The sequence below is a fragment of the Candidatus Thioglobus sp. genome, assembly GCA_028228555.1.
GTDB lineage: Bacteria > Pseudomonadota > Gammaproteobacteria > PS1 > Pseudothioglobaceae > Thioglobus_A.
The window spans coordinates 16,846-34,493 of record JAOJBP010000004.1 but is presented as its reverse complement, the minus strand read 5'-3'; the positions used below and the strand labels follow the sequence as shown (position 1 = coordinate 34,493).

The following is a 17,648-nucleotide window of genomic DNA, read 5'->3' as shown; positions in this document are numbered from 1 at the left end:
TTAAAAAATAGTTGCGCCAAAAATTTTAATAACATCACTTTCATAACCTAAGACTAAACGACCGAGGTATTCTCCTTTCTTTTCAATGTTGAGCTTGCCATTGTTGGTTTGTCTGTACAAAACAGTCACATGTTCTCCACGGCGGATCATGCCTAAGTAATCAGCGCCTTTATCTAAACCCTTGGTTAGTTCGCTACGAGCAAACTGTTTGCCCATTTCAACTTCATTTGCGCCTCGTAAAAAATCTTCTGAGAAGTTGCGCGTAAAGGCCCCATAGTTTGCATTGTTAGAAAATTTTATCAAATCATCCCACAATGGGTGAGCGATGGCCAAAATTTCTTCGTCTGTCTTTTCTATAATATTCATACTAATAGTTCCACATTTTTTTGTATCCCCTTAATAGGGGTAAATTATTTTTTATCTATTGTAAGTCTTTTTTTTAAAACCTACAATAGATAAAAAAGACCAAGCTGCAATAGCTTAGTCTTTTATTATCAAAATAGAAATTATACTTCTATTTCGCTTTACTCATCATTTACCAAATGGTAACAAGGAGCTTTAGACATAGTGTACTCACCAGTGTCTCGATCACGTTGAGAAACTGTCAATACATGCCAGTTTTCGTCATCTAGTTTCATCGCATCACCACGGTAGTAGTAACCAGGCCAGCGAGTTTCTTTACGGAAGAACGTATGTTGGAATACACATTCAGACGTACGATGACGATGTTTAAGCTCCCATGCACGCATTAACTGGTGTATATCTTCTGCACCTAACAATTCTAAGTCTTCTTCCATGATAGACATTTTCTGCATACCCATGTTTAGAAGTTTGTCATTAGTCATGTAAGAAACGGTTACACCACCACAGTACTCATCCATAATCTTCTGAAGACGCTGTAGACCAGGCATCGGAAGAATGTAACTTGGAGAAACTGTACCAGCTACGATTTCATTACGGCCAACTCTATAAGTTTCAAGTGGACGGTAAATCTCTTCTTTACGATCAGCGATCTGCTTATCAGAAACAACAATACCCTCACCTTTACCATCATCAATATACTTACAAGCAGCTTTAGCAGCTAGGCGACCTTCAGTAAATGAACCTGATGAGAATGCATGTGGTGTACCACCAACTGCATCACCTGCACCAAATAAACCCTCAACAGACGTCATACGGTTATAGCCCCAGAAGTACTCTTCAGGAGATAAATCCTCAGGACCTGAACACCATGCACCACAACCAGTCGCGTGTGAACCCATTACATATGGCTCAGAACACGTTAACTCTGGGTTGATGTACTTAGGATCAATATCTGTTGCAGCCCATAATACAGCTTGACCAACAGTCATACCTAAGAAGTTCTCCCAACCAACTTCCTCTAAATGTGGGTCTTGGAATGCTTCCATTGTTACCATGTGAATTGGGCCACGACCTGCGTTCATTTCTGAAATGATTGCAGATGTACGTAGACAAGTCGGAATTGGGCGAGCAGAAACATGAGACGCTTCAGTATTCAAGTAACGCTTACCAACCATTTCCTCTAATTGAGGGAACCAGTTTGATTCATACTCATCACCATAACCATTTTGAGTGTAAGTATGAAGATGCAAGAAGTATGCGCCAACAGGACCATAACCATCTTTGAAACGAGCAAGAACGATACGGTTTTCCATTTGTGTCATTTGCGCACCAGCTTCGATCATTAGACCATAAGCAGAACCAGAAGACCATGGAGCATACCATGTACGTCCTGCACCTTCACCTACTGAACGAGGTTTAAAGATGTTTGAGGCACCACCAGCACCAACAATAGTTGTCTTTGATTTAAATACATGGTAGTTACCAGTACGTACGTTAAAGCCAACACAGCCTGCAACACGGTTATCTTTAGCATCGTCCATTAACAAGTGGGTAACCATAATACGGTTGTACACTTTATCAGCTTGCTTTGTAGCAGCTTCGGCAACGATCGGCTTGTAAGATTCACCATGAATCATGATCTGCCACTTACCTTCACGCATGTAAGCGCCTTTTGCAAGACCTTCAGCATTTTCTTTCTTAGGATCTTTCATTAAAGGTAGACCCCATTCTTCAAATTTGTGTACTGCAGAGTCAACATGACGAGCCATGTCGAAAAGTAAATCTTCACGAACCATACCCATTAGGTCAATACGTGCATAACGCACGTGATCTTCAGGATTGTTCTCGCCAAAACGAGTACCCATGTAACAGTTAATCGCGTACAAGCCTTGAGCAACAGCACCTGAACGGTTAATGTTTGCTTTCTCAGCAATTATTATTTTTTTGTTACGGCCCCAGTATCTAGCTTCATACGCAGCACCTGTGCCGCCTAAGCCAGCACCAACAACAAGGATGTCAATGTTGTCTTCTACAATAGTTTTATAGGCTTTCATGGTACTCTGCTCCTAATTTCAATGATAGTTTGTTAGATTCTAATGTGTGTAAACCACCATCATCCATACGGATATACTTAGGCTCAAATGATAATAGCTGTGAGTTACGCATTTCATCACTAGGCTCTGCTTCATCTCTAAAGTCAGGAATCTTAGTTCCCCATGGTTGAGTTGTAATTGGCGACAAGAAATTCTTAACGCGACCATCACGGAATTTAACTCTCCATGCGATCGTGCCTTTCTCTTCATCACGAATAGTACGCACACTATGGCCTAATGGCGCAAAGTCTGCGTAACCACGTACGTCAATAGCTTGGTGTGGACATGCTTTAACACATGAATAGCACTCCCAACACATGTTAGGTTCAATGTTATAAGCACGACGATATTTATCGTCAATGTGCATAATGTCAGATGGGCAGATATCTACACAATGTCCACAACCATCACAACGAGTCATATATACAAAAGTTGGCATATTGTTTCCTCTCTTAAGTTAATTAATTAATATTAGTAGTGATTAGGCGCTTCGCGCTTAATACCAAGACCCATGTCCATTGGTGCATCTTTAAGAAGCTCCATAGAGTGTCTGTTTTGCTGGAACTCATCGTCTGCAGCAGTTTTGCCACCAAATCTAGTTTCATGCGGTAAGTTCTCGTTTGTACCATTTGCCTTAATAACGCGCTTGTTGTAACCAGCAGCAGGCTTGAAGAACATGTGAGAGAATTTAGACCAATAAACACCACCAAATAATGATGCAGTTGAAAGGATTACTAGTGCAAACCAAATACCTGTTCCACCATTTGTGGCAGACCAGCCAATAGCTGTTACCGAAGTTGCCATTAACGCTAATGAGAATGAATCTTTTCTAAGTGTAACACTTGTCCAAGGAACTCCTTCAGATTCGCTGTCTACTTTGAATGAGAACCAATACCAGAAAGAACCAATAAACAACAAAATTGCACCCGTATTCCATACTTGGGCTAATAACGTTGTTGACTCTTCACCGAAGATGATTATTGCAGTTGCTGCATTAAACAAAATAAAACCATACATTGTTAAGATATGAACTAAGCGACGAACTGGGTTTTTAAACTCACCAGCAGTAGCCACATCTATCAATAATGTGTCTACCATGATACCGGCCTTATCGCCAGCAGTAAGCTGCTTTAGTCTGCCTTCTTCTCTACCAAGTGAGCAATCTGCATCACCAGCAGCTAATAACGCCTCTGATTTTGCAACTGCGTTGTCAAAATATGTTTTACTGCCTTTATGGATTAAGTCTGCAATTGTCATACTTACCACTAGGGCAACCATAATGATTACATACATCTGCATATCTGCATATGTATACGCTGCTGAATCTATTAAAGTAGCGATTGGTGTTGTGTCAAAATTGATCATGAGTTTAATTCTCCTTAGGTTAAATCAATTACTTCTGTTTATGCCAATCTCTCAATTGGCTCTTTTTCACAGTTTTGCTCTATCTCAAACGTGAGTTACGCTTTTGTTAAAAGTTCAACTATTATACTTCTTTAAATTTTTGCCTCAATGCAAACATGACTAGTTTATAGAGATATCATAATATACCTCTTTGGTAATATTAATCTATTTCCCACGCAGTCAAGTTTTTATGAATTACTATTTAGCTGAATGACCGCTTAATTTAACTTCAACCTTGTCTTCTTCCTTGATAGTTGCATAGTACGCTTGTAATACTTTAGCAACCTCAGGGCGAGAAAACTCTTGAGGAAGATCCTCACCTTCAGACAACATCTTACGAACTTTTGTACCTGAAAGTAAAACGCGATCTTTAGCTTCATGAGGACAAGTCTTCATTGAAGACATACCGCCACATTCATGACACCAGAATGTCCAATCAATCTTAAGAGGTTGCGTGATTAGTGCGTCATCAGCGATTTCATCAAAGATATTATGCGCATCAAACGGACCATAGTAGTCGTCTACACCTGCATGATCACGACCAACAATTAGGTGTGAACAGCCGTAGTTTTGTCTAAATAGCGCATGTAATAAAGCCTCACGAGGACCTGCATAACGCATATCTAGTGGGTAGCCAGATTGAAGCACTGTATTATCAACAAAGTAATTTTCAATCAAGACTGAAATTGCTTCAGAGCGAACATCAGCAGGAATATCACCCGCTTTAAGTCCACCTAAAACTGAATGAATCATAACACCGTCACAAATCTCGACAGCAATTTTTGCTAAGTATTCGTGCGAACGATGCATTGGATTGCGAGTTTGGAATGCTGCAATTGTCTTCCAACCTTTATCATCAAAATAAGCACGCGTTTCAGCTGGTGTCATATATAAAGCACCGAACTTTTCAGGGAAGCCGCCATCTGACAATACCTTAATAGGGCCTGCAAGGTTATATTTCCCTTGCGCCTTAACCATGACAACACCTGGATGCGCATCTTCAGTTGTTTTGAAAACTTTTTCACATTCGTGTTCTTTGTCAATGACGTACTTCTCAGTCACTGTCATTGTTGCCATAATGTCGCCTGACTTGCTGCTAACGATTGTAATTTCATCACCCGCTTTAACAGATTCATCATCTGTCGATAGCGTTACTGGGATTGGCCAAAATAAGCCGTTAGCCATAGTCATGTTGTCACAAACACCTTGCCAGTCTGCTTTACCCATGAAACCATCTAAGGGATTAAAGCCACCAATACCCAACATAACAATATCACCTTCCTCTCTAGAAGAACATGTGATTTTTGCTAGAGACTCAGCTCTTGCTAACTCCGCTGTAAGCGCATCACCTGACAATGCTAACGCATTAAGTGTGTCACTACCATGTGGTGGGACTAATTTTGACATAGTACAATCCTATTTATGTTTAAAGATAGAAAATTATACCTATTGTGCTTTTTTATACGGCTTCCATATAGGGATACTCTTATATATCTCTATGGATATATACTAAAGTTTGATCTTAAACCTGACTCTTTGTAAGCCGTCTTTGGACTTATTAGCTATCACTTTGTCTTTCTTAATATCATAATCTAGCGAACCACCACTAAACGAATCGAAGCCTTGAACCAAGTGCGCATTGCCTTTTAGATGCACCATCTCTTTTTGAACCATATAGGTAATCTTATTCGCCGTTGCTTCAATAAAACGTGGCTGAGTTGGTTGGCTTTGCTGGTAATGAGCGCGCTGCTTTTTATCGCCATTGGCAATCATTTTAGTTACCTGGGTCTGGTTACTAAATAGCTGTATCTTTTCAGCACTTAAGATTAATGAGCCCTGAACCACACTAGCCTTGCCAGTATAAATACTAATACCTTTTTTTTCATCAATTAGCACCGCTTGTGCTTTAATATTGATAGGCTGAGTAGCGTCATCTTGTAAAGCTATAGACACCCCTGGCATAAGACAAACAAAGAGAAGTAGCTTTTTAATCATATTGTCCTACTACACCGCCGGTAAATTGAATCTTTTGTTTGTCTGCATCATAACGCATACCTAGAGCGCGAATATCTGCAACGCTTGATTGATAATGAATACCATTGTCTGTTGTATACACCTGTGCATTGTTTGACTGATCAATCGTTAAATCTTCAGTATCGATAGTTGATCCTGAATTTTGCAAAATATTAACCTGACCCAATAATTGGGTTGTTTTATCTTTAATGTCCATGCCGTGAGCATAAATCTTATTTTCGGTAGATAGGTAAGTGGTTTTATCATCTGAATAATAATGCTTTTGATCACTAGACTGATCAATATATAAATCTTTAGTAAGCATTTTTTGACCACTGTCCTGATTAATAACCACATCACCTGTTAGCTGCATTCTATCAATTTTTGTTTGCATGTGCATACCTTGGGAGATAATTTTCGAATCTTCTCCCAAATAAGTTACCTTCTCAGTGCTTAATAGATCATCTGTATTTGTATCAACCAGAAGCTCTTCGGTGTTCATTTTATGGCTAACTCCATTACCTGAAGAAATGTTCACCTCCCCCTTAAAGCTTACCTCGCCAGTATCAAGATAATTAGCACGCTTAGATGTTAATATATAATTAGTCTCGCCATTTTGATCATAAGTTGTTACTCTAGGATTAACCAATAAAGCGGGCTCTTCTTTAAAGTTAAGATAGATATCTGCTTGAACAAAATGAGACAAGACTCGGTTAATGCCAAATTCTTGCAACGCAAAGTTTTCAATTTTTTCCATATAACCAGATTTTTGAGAAAGTACGGGCAGGGCAAGTATTTCATCATCTTTTAATTCAATGGAATCTGTAGAATCTGGCGTTGTTAATTGGTCAAATGAATAAGACAAACCTTTCATCAAAAGCCACATTGTGGCAATAATCACTATAATAAAAGTTGTAAGTAATAAATTATGTCTTAATTGAAAATTCATTATGTCAAATTCAGTTGAAAAAATCCGTGGCATTTACGCCATTACACCAGATGTTCCTCTTAACCTCGATCAAGTTGAAAAAGTAATTACTCAGCATCATATTAGCATCTTACAGTACCGACGCAAAACCACTGATGACGGTTTAAAGCTTGAAGAAGCTACTAAACTGCGCCAATTATGTTTACAACATCATACTTTATTTATTATCAATGATGATATTAACCTTGCTCAAAAAGTTGATGCAGATGGCGTTCATCTAGGTAAAAGTGATGCTTCAATTGAACAAGCACGCCAACTACTCAAACAAGATGCCATTATTGGTGTGTCTTGTTATGATGATATAAATCTGGCAATCAATGCACAAGAAAAAGGTGCTAGTTATGTAGCTTTTGGCGCCTTATTTTCGTCCAGCACCAAACCAGACGCACCTCATTGCTCATTAGATATTATTACCCAAGCTCGGCAAATTCTCAAAGTTCCAATTGTAGGTATTGGCGGTATTGATTTTAACAATCAAGAGTATGCATTCCAGGCTGGATGCACTGCTGTAGCAATGGTTAGGGCCTTATATGAACATTAGCTTTGCATTGCGGGTACAATAACGTGATATTCGGCTATGATCTCGTTCGATCTGACCAAATTTAAAAAGTTGTCAGCTATTAAACTTGGGGGAGTTTTATGTTCAAATTAGGTCTATTCAAGCCAAAGTGTCTATCAATCGATCTGGGCACAGTTAATACATTAATCTATTTAAATGGTGAGCTGGTTCTTGATGAGCCATCAGTCGTTGCTATTCGTGATGAACCAGGCTCTTTAGAGAAAGTGGTCGTTGCAGTTGGAAGGGAAGCTAAAAATATGCTGGGTAGAACGCCAGGTGCCATCCAGGCTATTCGACCAATGAAAGATGGCGTGATTGCTGATTTTAGCATCACCAAAAAAATGCTACAGTACTTTATTCGACAGGTGATGCAACAAGGCTTCTTTTCACCTTCACCCTCAATCTTGATTTGTGTCCCCTGTGGTGCCACCCAGGTGGAGCGTCGAGCTATTAAAGAAAGTGCGGTTGAAGCAGGTGCCAAAGAAGTATTCCTAATCGATGAACCTATTGCTGCTGCATTAGGCGCGGGTATGGATATTGGTGAGTCAGCAGGACACATGGTGGTTGATATTGGTGGTGGCACTACCGAGATTGGTATTATGTCTCTTAATGGTATCGTTTATGCAGATTCAGTGCGAGTTGCTGGTGATGCTTTTAATGAGAGTATTACTAAGTATGTGCGCCAGAAGCACAAAGTTATTATTGGTGAAGTTACTGCTGAAAAGATCAAAGAAGAAATAGGATCTGCTTATAAATCTAATGCTATTAAAAAAGCTAAGTACGTAGGTAGAGGTGTTGCTTCTGGGTTGCCAACTGAGTTTATTATGACTAATGTCCAAACTCTAGATGCTTTAAGAAGTCCATTAAAAGCAGTTATAGCTGCTATTAGAGTCGCTTTAGAGAAAACACCACCTGAACTCTCTTCAGATATTGCAGAAGGTGGCGTCATGCTAACTGGTGGCGGCGCATTATTAGAGGGCTTAGGTCTACTAATAAAAAGAGAAACAAATCTTGAGGTGCATATTGCTGACAACCCACTAGTTTGTGTTGCAAAAGGTGCCAATATGGCATTAGAAATGATTAACAAGCAACAAATGGCTTTTGTCTCAGCTGAATAAACTCAATGAGGGAAATTCAAATGTTAATCAATTAAAGTTTTAGCTGAGCACAGTGATATACCTGCTCAATACGAGTTAGGCGTTATATATTTCGAAGGCGAACGTGTCGACAAAAACTTACTAAAAGCCAAGTATTACTTAAAGAAAGCTATTAAGATCCATATCATTTTCACCAGTAACCTCTCCAGTAGCAACGCATTTTTCAGAAAATTAATGTATTATTAGTTGTTAAATGATGGATTACTCTAAAAGGGATTGTACCCTGCGTCCTCTTACTTTCTGTTGATTGATCGCCACTATTAAACTTATGAACTCCTAATTTAATGGGTTTAAAATTGAATTACATCAGTGAACAATAAAATACACAAGTAGTATAAATTGAGTCAATAAAAATTATGCCGGACATTTTAGAAATTAAAAAAATCTTCAAATCTTATAGTCGTCGCGCCATTGTAAAAGATGTTTCATTTTTTGTTAAAACTGGTGAGATTGTTGGTTTAATAGGCCCTAATGGCGCTGGTAAAACTACCTGCTTTTACGTTGCTTGTGGATTGGTTAAGGCGGATAAAGGCAATGTCTATATTAATGAGATCGATATTAGTAAAATGCCTATGCATAAACGAGCTCAAATGGGGATTGGCTACCTTCCACAGGAGCCATCCATTTTTAGGAAGCTTTCTGCTGAAGATAATATTATGGCGTTGTTAGAGAATAATGCCAGCTTAGATGAGGCGCAACGCGAGCACCGATTAGAAGAGTTATTAAAAGAATTTAACATTGAGCATATTCGCCATCTTGAAGGCATAAGCTTGTCAGGTGGCGAAAGAAGAAGAGTAGAAATTGCACGTACTTTAGCGCTTGATCCAAAATTTATTCTACTTGATGAGCCTTTTGCAGGCGTTGATCCTATTTCAGTAAAAGATATACAAAGTATTATTTACCATCTCAGAGATCGCGGTATTGGCATCCTAATTACAGATCATAACTATCGAGAAATGCTGGATACTTGTGACCACTCCTATGTTCTTAATGATGGGGAGATTATCGCCAAAGGTGACAAAGAACAGATACTTGCAAATCGATTGGTTAAAACGGTTTATTTAGGAGAAAGGCGTGTTGGACAAGTCAAGTATCCGAAAAAACGGTCCATTGATAAAAATAAGGGCTTTGACTTTTAATAATAAAGCAGTTTCCAAAATTTCTGAAATTTTTAATACTTTTTTTTAATAAAGATTAATTAATACGTTAAAACTCAAAAATTGAGACGAATATCCATAAAATAGAGAAATAAAGACTAATAAATGAGGTTTTTATGATTATTTAAGCCATAAAAAGCAATTAAATACAATTTTTTATTGAATAAAGATCAATAAACGTCTTATTTGTAAAATTTTCTAAATTTTAGAGTCAATTTCTATAATTTTTTGTACGCTAGGGCAGTATAAAGCGCATTTGATTTCATACTCATAGATCTTAGCGAGCACTTCTTTATAAAATAACAGTTGCTTTGAATGCGCAATTTTTTGTCGTTGGATAAATTGCTCGATTGATTCGCACTCTGCTTGGGCGGCAGTTTTAAAATCAATAATCCATAAAATATCATTATCGATGAAATATCGATCAATAACAATACTCTGATCGTCAATAACAAACTCAGCCTCAACTTGAGTGGATTCTCGAGCTTTAAATAGCCACTCAAACTGAGGATCGCTTTGAGTATTTTGAATCATATGCATGACAGCTGCTAACTGCTGATCTAGCTGATGCTGGGCAAATCCTGCCTCAATTAAACGTAACTTAATACTGGCTTGATCAGTTGAAAATTGCTCCTGCTCAAAATATTGATGCAGCAATGTGCCCATCAAACTTTTAAACTGAACTTCGACACTCAACTGAAAATCAATCTTTTCATGTGCATGATCTTCCAGTTGTTGATAATCTGGCAATTTCTTATAACGCAATAATTCTGGCGCTTTTATTAATACTTGGTCAGCTTGTATTGTTGTTGGGCTAACTTGGTCAAACTGATATTGAAATTTAGTCGCCAATAAAGATAGCAAAGTATTTTTGCCCGCTTTATTACTTTTATTTAAAGTGCCTAGCAAATGCACTGACTGTTTGGCTCTAGTCATCGCCACATACAATAGACGCAGGGTTTCATTATTACTCTGCTGAGATTCTACATATTTAAGATAATCATACGTTGCGCTATCCTTAGACTGCACGTAAGATTTCATCGGTGCCAATAACAAAGACTGGTTGCTAGATTCTTGTAAGTGAATAATAGGCGACTGATTACTCTTTGAAGATTTACCCAGTCCAGGCATAATCACCCAATCAAACTCTAAGCCTTTGGATTCATGAATGGTCATTAGCTGAACACGGGATCGAACACTAGGTGCGTAAAGCTCCGCTAGCATTTGATTAATAGTTTTGATATTTAGCTGTTGTTGTAATTCACATTCATGAATAATTTTCATAAATTGATCTTTAATCATCGACTCTTTAACCGATAAACTCGCTTTTGGCATGAGTTGATAAAGTGCAAATTCAAGCGTTTGAACAAAGCTAAATCTTGCACGCTGTCCAATGGCTTGCTCTAAAGCACTGGCAACATGTTGTGCGCGTTTTTGACCATCTGCACTCAAATTTTTTAACCCTTGTTGGTTGCTAATAACTTCTAAGATAACCTGTTCTTCATTTTGCGATAAAGCCAATAAGTCTTCTAATAATAATCCACACCAAGGCGAGCGTAACAGACCAAGCCAGGCTGTTTTATCGCCCAGGTGAAGTAAAGCACGCGTTAGACTTAATAAGTCTTTACTGAATGGCGCCTCTTTAAGCGGCGTGGTTTTTAAAGATTCAAACTCAATCCCTGCATTTTTTAAACTGGGCGCAATATACTTTAAATGGGAGCGACTTCTGACCAAAACAGCAATCTGCTTATTGGGGTTGCTTTGGATAATATCCAAAACAATTTGCGCCTCCTGTTCATCTTCTTTGTAAGCACAAGTATGCATTTGAATGGCTGGATCATTGTTTTGATTAGCCGCGATAGAAGGCGAATAGCTAATAGCACCTAAGTACGCATCCTCTTGTTGAGGAAAAATTTTAGAAAAAATCTCGTTATTGGCTTCGACCACTGCTTTTGTAGAACGAAAATTAGTCGTTAATTGCAAAAAATCAGGTCTAATATTGGCAATACCTTGGGCGCGTACTTGCAAAAACAAACCCACCTGGGACTGTCTAAATAAGTAAATAGACTGCATGGGATCGCCCACTAAAAACAAAGTTTTATTGTCGTCTGGCTGCCAGTTCGCAATCAATTTTTCAATCAGTGAAAACTGCGTACTTGAGGTGTCTTGAAATTCATCAATTAACAAGTGTTGTATTTTATAATCTAAAAATAGCGCAATATCGCTGGTTTCATTTTGGCTCAACGCCTGATCAGCATCCAGTGCTACTTGAATAAAATCGGTGACTTGTTGTTCGTTAAATAAAATATTTAGCTGTGCAACTGCAATTTTTAAGACTTGGGCGATATCATCTAGTGCTTGAACTTGCGTGGTATCAAACTTTACATCAGGCAACTTGTTAACGTCGCGTAATAATGCGCACAAAGCTGTTTGAGCTGACAAATCTGTCAATGTTTCAAGTACAGTTTGCTTTTGAGTTTTTAAATCTACTGGAAAGCCGTTGGCCTTGGTAAGTTGCTTGCGACAATCACCGGTTGCAGTGAGACACAAATTAGCCAGATTTTTCCATTTGGGCAAGTCATTGACACTGGCACAAGGCAACTCATTAAGACTAGAGATTTCAGGCTGAGTATTATCACTCAATGCGGTAAAAAACTCAGTATTAAAATGTTGCTGAGCTTGGGTTAATAAATGCTCTAAATGTCGATTAATAATAGTCGCTGCACTATTTTCTAAATTTTGAATATTTAAAGTGTCTTGCAAATAGAGTTTTTTTAGCCATTGATCGCGTTTTTTTAGCATAGTGGTGACTAGCTGATAAAAACGATTCACATTATTATCTAGATACAACAAAGTACTGCTTATACAATCACCAAACTCCTTGTCATCTATACTCAGTAATGTTTGCTTGGCTGCCTGCAAATACAAATTATCTTGTTGCCAAATCTGGGTAATAATTTGCCTATTAACCCAATTTTGGGGCTGAGGGTATCGACTTGTAATTAAATTAGATAAACCATCAATGGTTGAGATTTTGAGCCGTTGAGGCATACTGATCAGATCCCAACCATTTACGCTTGATTGCTCTAGGACTGCTAAGGCCAAATCATAGGTTGTTTGTTTGTGCGCCTGTGTCGGGCGATCGCCAGCTGCAGATTTAAGTGCGTCAATAACCCTAGCCTTAAGCTCACTGACCGCTTTTTTTGTAAACGTCATCGCCAGTACGCTTTCAGGCGATTCACTAATGGATAAGAGTTTTAAATAACGCTGCGTGAGTAGCTCAGTTTTGCCCGAGCCCGCAGGCGCTTGAATAAGAAAAGAGCTGCTCGTATCTAGGGCTTGAGATCTTTGTGTTTGGTCATCCATACTCAAAGCCTAAGTCAATCTACATAGATTGTGGCGCACTAACGCCTAAAATACTTAAACCATTAACCAGTACTTGTTTTACAGCACTAATTAATAACAGCCTGGTTGAGCGCAGCTCAGCTTCGTCCACTAAAAATTCACTATTATTATAATAACTATGAAATTCGCCCGCTAGATCTCTTAAATAGTGAGCCAAAACATGAGGCTCATAATTGAGCGCGCTGGATTGTAATACACCCTTGTAGCGATTCAATTCTTTAATCAAAGCAATTTCCATATCACTCGTTAATCGAGACAATTCAGCAGGCGTCTCATCCTTTGATTGGGCTTGTTTAAGTACCGAACAAATTCGAGCATGGGCATATTGAATATAAAATACAGGATTTTCATTGGTTTTAGATTTAGCCAAGTCTAGGTCGAAATCCATATGCTGCTCTGATTTTCTCAAGATGTAGAAAAAACGTGCTGCGTCGTTGCCGACTTCATCGCGTAATTCTTCCAATGTTACAAATGAACCGCTCCGCGTTGACATGGCAACCTTTTTACCGCCACGATATAAATTGGCAAATTGCACCAACAATATTTCTAGCTTTTTTGGATTGTGACCGAGCGCAGCAATAGAAGCTTTAACTCTGGCAATATAACCATGATGGTCTGAACCCCAGATGTTAATTATTTTGTCATAACCGCGTTCAAACTTCTCTAAATGATAGGCAATGTCTGAAGCAAAGTAAGTATGCATGCCATTTTCTCGCACGACTACGCGATCTAAATCATCGCCAAAATCCGTGGTTTTAAACCACAAGGCGCCGTCTTTTTCATAAATATGGTTTGAGCTTTGTAAAGCTTCCACTGTCTTTTTAGATAGGCCTGAATCGACCAAAGATTGCTCTGAAAACCACTGTTGATATTCGATACCAAATTCAGACAAGTCTTTTTTTATGCCACCTAAAATGCTATCAATTGCTAACCTAAAGATTTTGAAATAATCTTTTCCGAGTGCTTTTTTGCAATTCACAATAAGTGCATCAATATGTTTTTCTTTGTCGCCACCTTCTTTTTCATCTTTACAAACACCTTTGGCGATATCGTGCTTTTCTACACCGCTAACTTGCCTGGCAATATCAAAAATATAGTCACCTTTATAGCCGTTATCAGGAAACACCTTAACGTCGCAAAAACGTAAATAAACAGAGGTCGCTAAGATATCCATTTGTCGTCCAGCGTCATTGACGTAATACTCGTTATCCACTTTAAATCCGACCGCACGCAAAAGATTTGACACCGTCGCACCATAGGCAGCACCTCGGCCATGACCTACATGCAGCGGTCCCGTTGGATTGGCTGAAACAAATTCAAGTAATACTCGTTGATCTTGGCCAATATCAGATAAACCAAATTTATCGCCTTTGGCAAGAATATCTTCAAGTACTTGATTATTTGATCCTTGAGACATAAAAAAGTTAATAAAACCGGGTCCTGCAATTTCAATTTTGTTAATCTCACTAGCATCGGCCAGCTTGTCGACAATTTTTTCAGCCAAAATTTTGGGTGCGCATTTAGCTTGTTTAGACAGAACCATAGCAATATTAGAAGCAAAATCTCCTTGAGCTTTGTCTTTAGAATGATCCAATCGAATCTCGCTTGGCGCACTCTGTAAGATGCCCTCATCGATCAATGCTTGCAATGCTTGGGTTAATAGCTGTTGTAGTTGTTGCTTCATATCAAACCTATTTATTTGTCTTTTTTAATTAGTGTGCTTCTTGCCAAGAGCTGCCAACGCCTACATCGACCTTCAAAGGGATATCGAGTAGGTAAGTGTTCTCCATTAAGTCTTGTATTTTATGGGTAAACTCTTCAGCCCTATCAGCTTTCACTTCAAACACCAGCTCATCGTGCACTTGCATGATCATCCTGATATCAGCATTATCTTGGCCAATCCAATCGTGCACATCAAGCATGGCTTTTTTAATAATATCGGCACTTGAGCCTTGCATAGGTGCGTTGATAGCCGTTCTTAATGCATGTTGCTGTAGCATTTTATTCTTGGCGTTAATTTGTGGCAGGTACAGTCTTCTACCCATGACCGTTTCAACATAACCTTGAATTTTGGCAGATTCTCTGGTGTCTTCCATGTATTGAGCGACGCTTGGGTAGTTCTCAAAATAGGCATCAATATATTCTTTAGCTTCAGTACGTGAAACATTAATTTGTTTGGCTAAACCGAAAGCGCTCATGCCATAAATCAGGCCAAAGTTAATTGCCTTCGCTCGACGACGCTGCTCCTTAGTTACCTCATCAATAGCAACTTTAAACATGGTAGAGGCTGTTGCACTGTGGACATCTTGATCATGATTAAAAGCATTTAATAAATTAGCATCCTGTGAGATGTGTGCCATAATCCTAAGCTCAATTTGGGAATAGTCCGCTGCAATGATTACACAACCTTCACTGGCAACAAAGGCGCCACGAATACGTGCACCGAGCTCAGATCTAATAGGAATATTCTGCAGGTTTGGATTGGACGAGGACAAGCGACCTGTCGCTGTCACTGCTTGATGATAAGAGGTGTGCAATCGCTTAGTATTTAGGTCTATCTGTTTTGGCAACGCCTCTAAATAGGTAGAATTAAGCTTGGTTAAAGTTCGATAGCTTAAAATCAAATCAACCAAAGGATGGTCTAATAACTTCAATGCCTCCTCATTAGTTGACGGTGCGCCTTTTGGGGTTTTCTTCTTAGGCTCAAGACCCAAACCATCCTCAGAAAATAGGATTTGTTGAATTTGCTTAGGCGACTCTAGGTTAAAAACCTCACCTGCTATTTCGTAAGTCTGCGCTTGAATACTTTCCATCTGCGCTTTAACATCGAGTTGTTGAAGGCTCAATGAATTAACATCGAGCTTGACACCGTTGCGCTCAATTTTTAGCAGCACTTTCACCATAGGTAATTCAATACGCTGATACAGCTTAACCAGCTTGGGATACTGAGCAAGATGCTCATCCAATACTTGATTTAATAAATCTGTCACAATCACATCTTCACAGGCATAAGGGCTAGCAACCTCTAGAGAAACTTGATTAAAGGTGATTTGCTTTTTTCCTTTACCTGCCACTTCAGAAAATGAAATGGTTTGGTGGTTAAGATAGTGCTCAGACAAGTCATCCATGTTGTGCCGGGTTGCCACTGAATTTAGCACATAGGATTTCACCATAGTGTCATCCGAAATACCATTTAACTCAATTTGATAATTGGCCAAAACATGGGCATCATATTTAAGATTTTGCCCCACTTTACCAATACTCGCATCTTCCAAAATAGGTTTTAGAGTATCCATAACTTGTGAAAAATTAAGTTGCTTAGGCGCATCTAGATAATTATGCATGACTGGAATGTAGAAGCTGTCATGGTCAATTAAAAATACCCAGCCCACAATTTTTGCATTCATGTAATCAAGTGAATCGGTTTCCAAATCAACCACAAAACTGTCACATCGCTTTAAGCGCTCAACCATATTGGTAAAAACCGTTTCATCCAGAATGGTAGTTTGTGAATAGCCTTTTAGAAGATTTTGTGCAGGCTTTGAGGTCTCATGAGGCTGTTCAGCGACATTGCTTGAAGAGAGCGCACCTACATCTCCTAATTGCCTGAGCCACATAGAAAATCCATACTGCTGATATAAATCAGCCAATTTAACACTATCTTCACCAGGCTCGCTCTCTAAAATATTACACGGCAAATCCACGTCAAATTTCAAACTCACCAATCGATGTGATAAGTCTAATAAATCAAAATTATCTCGTAACTTTTCACCTACTTTACCTTTGATTTCATCAGCATGGTTTTTAATACCATCAATATCTTGATAAGACGCAAGCCACTTAATGGCGGTTTTTGGGCCAACGCTTGGCACACCTGGAATATTATCCGCACTATCGCCAGTGAGTGCTAATAAATCAAGAATCTTTTCAGGCGCAACACCCATTTTTTCAATCACACCTTCGCGATTATAAGTAGTCCCCGTCATATCTAGTTGAGAGATATTATCACCCACAAGCTGCATTAAATCCTTATCACCGCTCGCAATAACGGTTTTTATATTATTTTGATCTGCGCAACGACTCAAGGTTGCAATCACATCATCAGCCTCTACACCAGGAACACACATGAAATGAAAACCCATGGCGCGAATGATCTCATACAAAGGCTCAATTTGCATAATCAGCTCTTGATCAGCGGGCTTTCTGTGCGCTTTATATTCAGGGTATATGTCATGTCGAAAGTTCTTGCCTTTTGCGTCAAAAATAGCGATTAATTTTGCTTCAGGGAATTTCCTTTGCAGATGCTTAACAGCATTAACCACGCCAAATATTGCACCCGTTGGGAATCCCTCTTGATTGCTTAAGTTTTGTTTCAATGTAGAGAAGTATGCTCGGAATAAAAACGCCGAGCCATCTAGTAATATTAGCTTGTGTGACATACGCCTAATTTTACCAATTTTTAGTCACTGCTTAAGTTGTAAAATAACATTACTTTAGTAATTATTAGCC

At 38.8% G+C, this 17,648-nt stretch carries 13 protein-coding genes; 3 read left to right on the top strand and 10 right to left on the bottom strand.

What is annotated here, in order from left to right:
• From N9Y32_03315 to lptC, 7 genes are all read right to left on the bottom strand, one after another.
• Positions 1-366: a hypothetical protein gene (locus N9Y32_03315; protein ID MDB2590042.1), complete on the bottom strand. Its 366-nt coding sequence runs from the start codon at positions 364-366 to the stop codon at positions 1-3.
• 158 nt (positions 367-524) lie between these two features.
• A complete protein-coding gene (gene aprA, locus N9Y32_03310) occupies positions 525-2,417 on the bottom strand; it encodes an adenylyl-sulfate reductase subunit alpha (GenBank protein ID MDB2590041.1) in 1,893 nt (630 codons plus the stop codon).
• On the bottom strand, positions 2,404-2,895 hold the full coding sequence (aprB, locus tag N9Y32_03305) for an adenylyl-sulfate reductase subunit beta (protein ID MDB2590040.1): 492 nt from the start codon (positions 2,893-2,895) through the stop codon (positions 2,404-2,406). The genes aprA and aprB overlap by 14 nt, the downstream gene beginning before the upstream one ends.
• 32 nt (positions 2,896-2,927) lie before the next feature.
• Positions 2,928-3,755, bottom strand: a complete 828-nt coding sequence (locus N9Y32_03300; protein MDB2590039.1) for an adenylylsulfate reductase — start codon at positions 3,753-3,755, stop codon at positions 2,928-2,930.
• A 303-nt stretch (positions 3,756-4,058) separates the two neighbouring features.
• On the bottom strand, positions 4,059-5,267 hold the full coding sequence (sat, locus tag N9Y32_03295; GenBank protein ID MDB2590038.1) for a sulfate adenylyltransferase: 1,209 nt from the start codon (positions 5,265-5,267) through the stop codon (positions 4,059-4,061).
• A 102-nt stretch (positions 5,268-5,369) separates the two neighbouring features.
• A complete protein-coding gene (gene lptA / locus N9Y32_03290; GenBank protein MDB2590037.1) occupies positions 5,370-5,855 on the bottom strand; it encodes a lipopolysaccharide transport periplasmic protein LptA in 486 nt (161 codons plus the stop codon).
• A complete protein-coding gene (gene lptC, locus N9Y32_03285; protein MDB2590036.1) occupies positions 5,848-6,822 on the bottom strand; it encodes an LPS export ABC transporter periplasmic protein LptC in 975 nt (324 codons plus the stop codon). Before lptC ends, lptA begins: the two co-directional genes overlap by 8 nt.
• 1 nt (position 6,823) lies before the next feature.
• Between lptC and thiE the strand changes: the two genes are divergently transcribed.
• From thiE to lptB, 3 genes are all read left to right on the top strand, one after another.
• The gene (thiE, locus tag N9Y32_03280) at positions 6,824-7,402 is read left to right on the top strand and encodes a thiamine phosphate synthase (protein MDB2590035.1); all 579 of its coding nucleotides are present in this window, start codon (positions 6,824-6,826) and stop codon (positions 7,400-7,402) included.
• 98 nt (positions 7,403-7,500) lie between these two features.
• Positions 7,501-8,538, top strand: a complete 1,038-nt coding sequence (locus N9Y32_03275) for a rod shape-determining protein (GenBank protein MDB2590034.1) — start codon at positions 7,501-7,503, stop codon at positions 8,536-8,538.
• A 395-nt stretch (positions 8,539-8,933) separates the two neighbouring features.
• Entirely contained in the window at positions 8,934-9,716 is a 783-nt protein-coding gene (gene lptB, locus N9Y32_03270) for an LPS export ABC transporter ATP-binding protein (GenBank protein MDB2590033.1), read from the top strand.
• A 216-nt stretch (positions 9,717-9,932) separates the two neighbouring features.
• Here the strand turns inward: lptB and N9Y32_03265 are convergent, their stop codons facing one another.
• Genes N9Y32_03265 through polA form a run of 3 tightly spaced genes read right to left on the bottom strand, consistent with a single transcriptional unit; the run spans position 9,933 to position 17,578 of the window.
• Positions 9,933-13,100 (bottom strand): UvrD-helicase domain-containing protein, encoded by a 3,168-nt coding sequence (locus tag N9Y32_03265; protein MDB2590032.1) that lies wholly within the window; start codon positions 13,098-13,100, stop codon positions 9,933-9,935.
• Positions 13,101-13,119: 19 nt separating this feature from the next.
• Complete coding sequence (gene argS, locus N9Y32_03260) at positions 13,120-14,823, bottom strand: arginine--tRNA ligase (GenBank protein MDB2590031.1); 1,704 nt, start codon at positions 14,821-14,823, stop codon at positions 13,120-13,122.
• A 28-nt stretch (positions 14,824-14,851) separates the two neighbouring features.
• Positions 14,852-17,578, bottom strand: a complete 2,727-nt coding sequence (polA, locus tag N9Y32_03255) for a DNA polymerase I (protein MDB2590030.1) — start codon at positions 17,576-17,578, stop codon at positions 14,852-14,854.
• Positions 17,579-17,648: the final 70 nt, after the last annotated feature.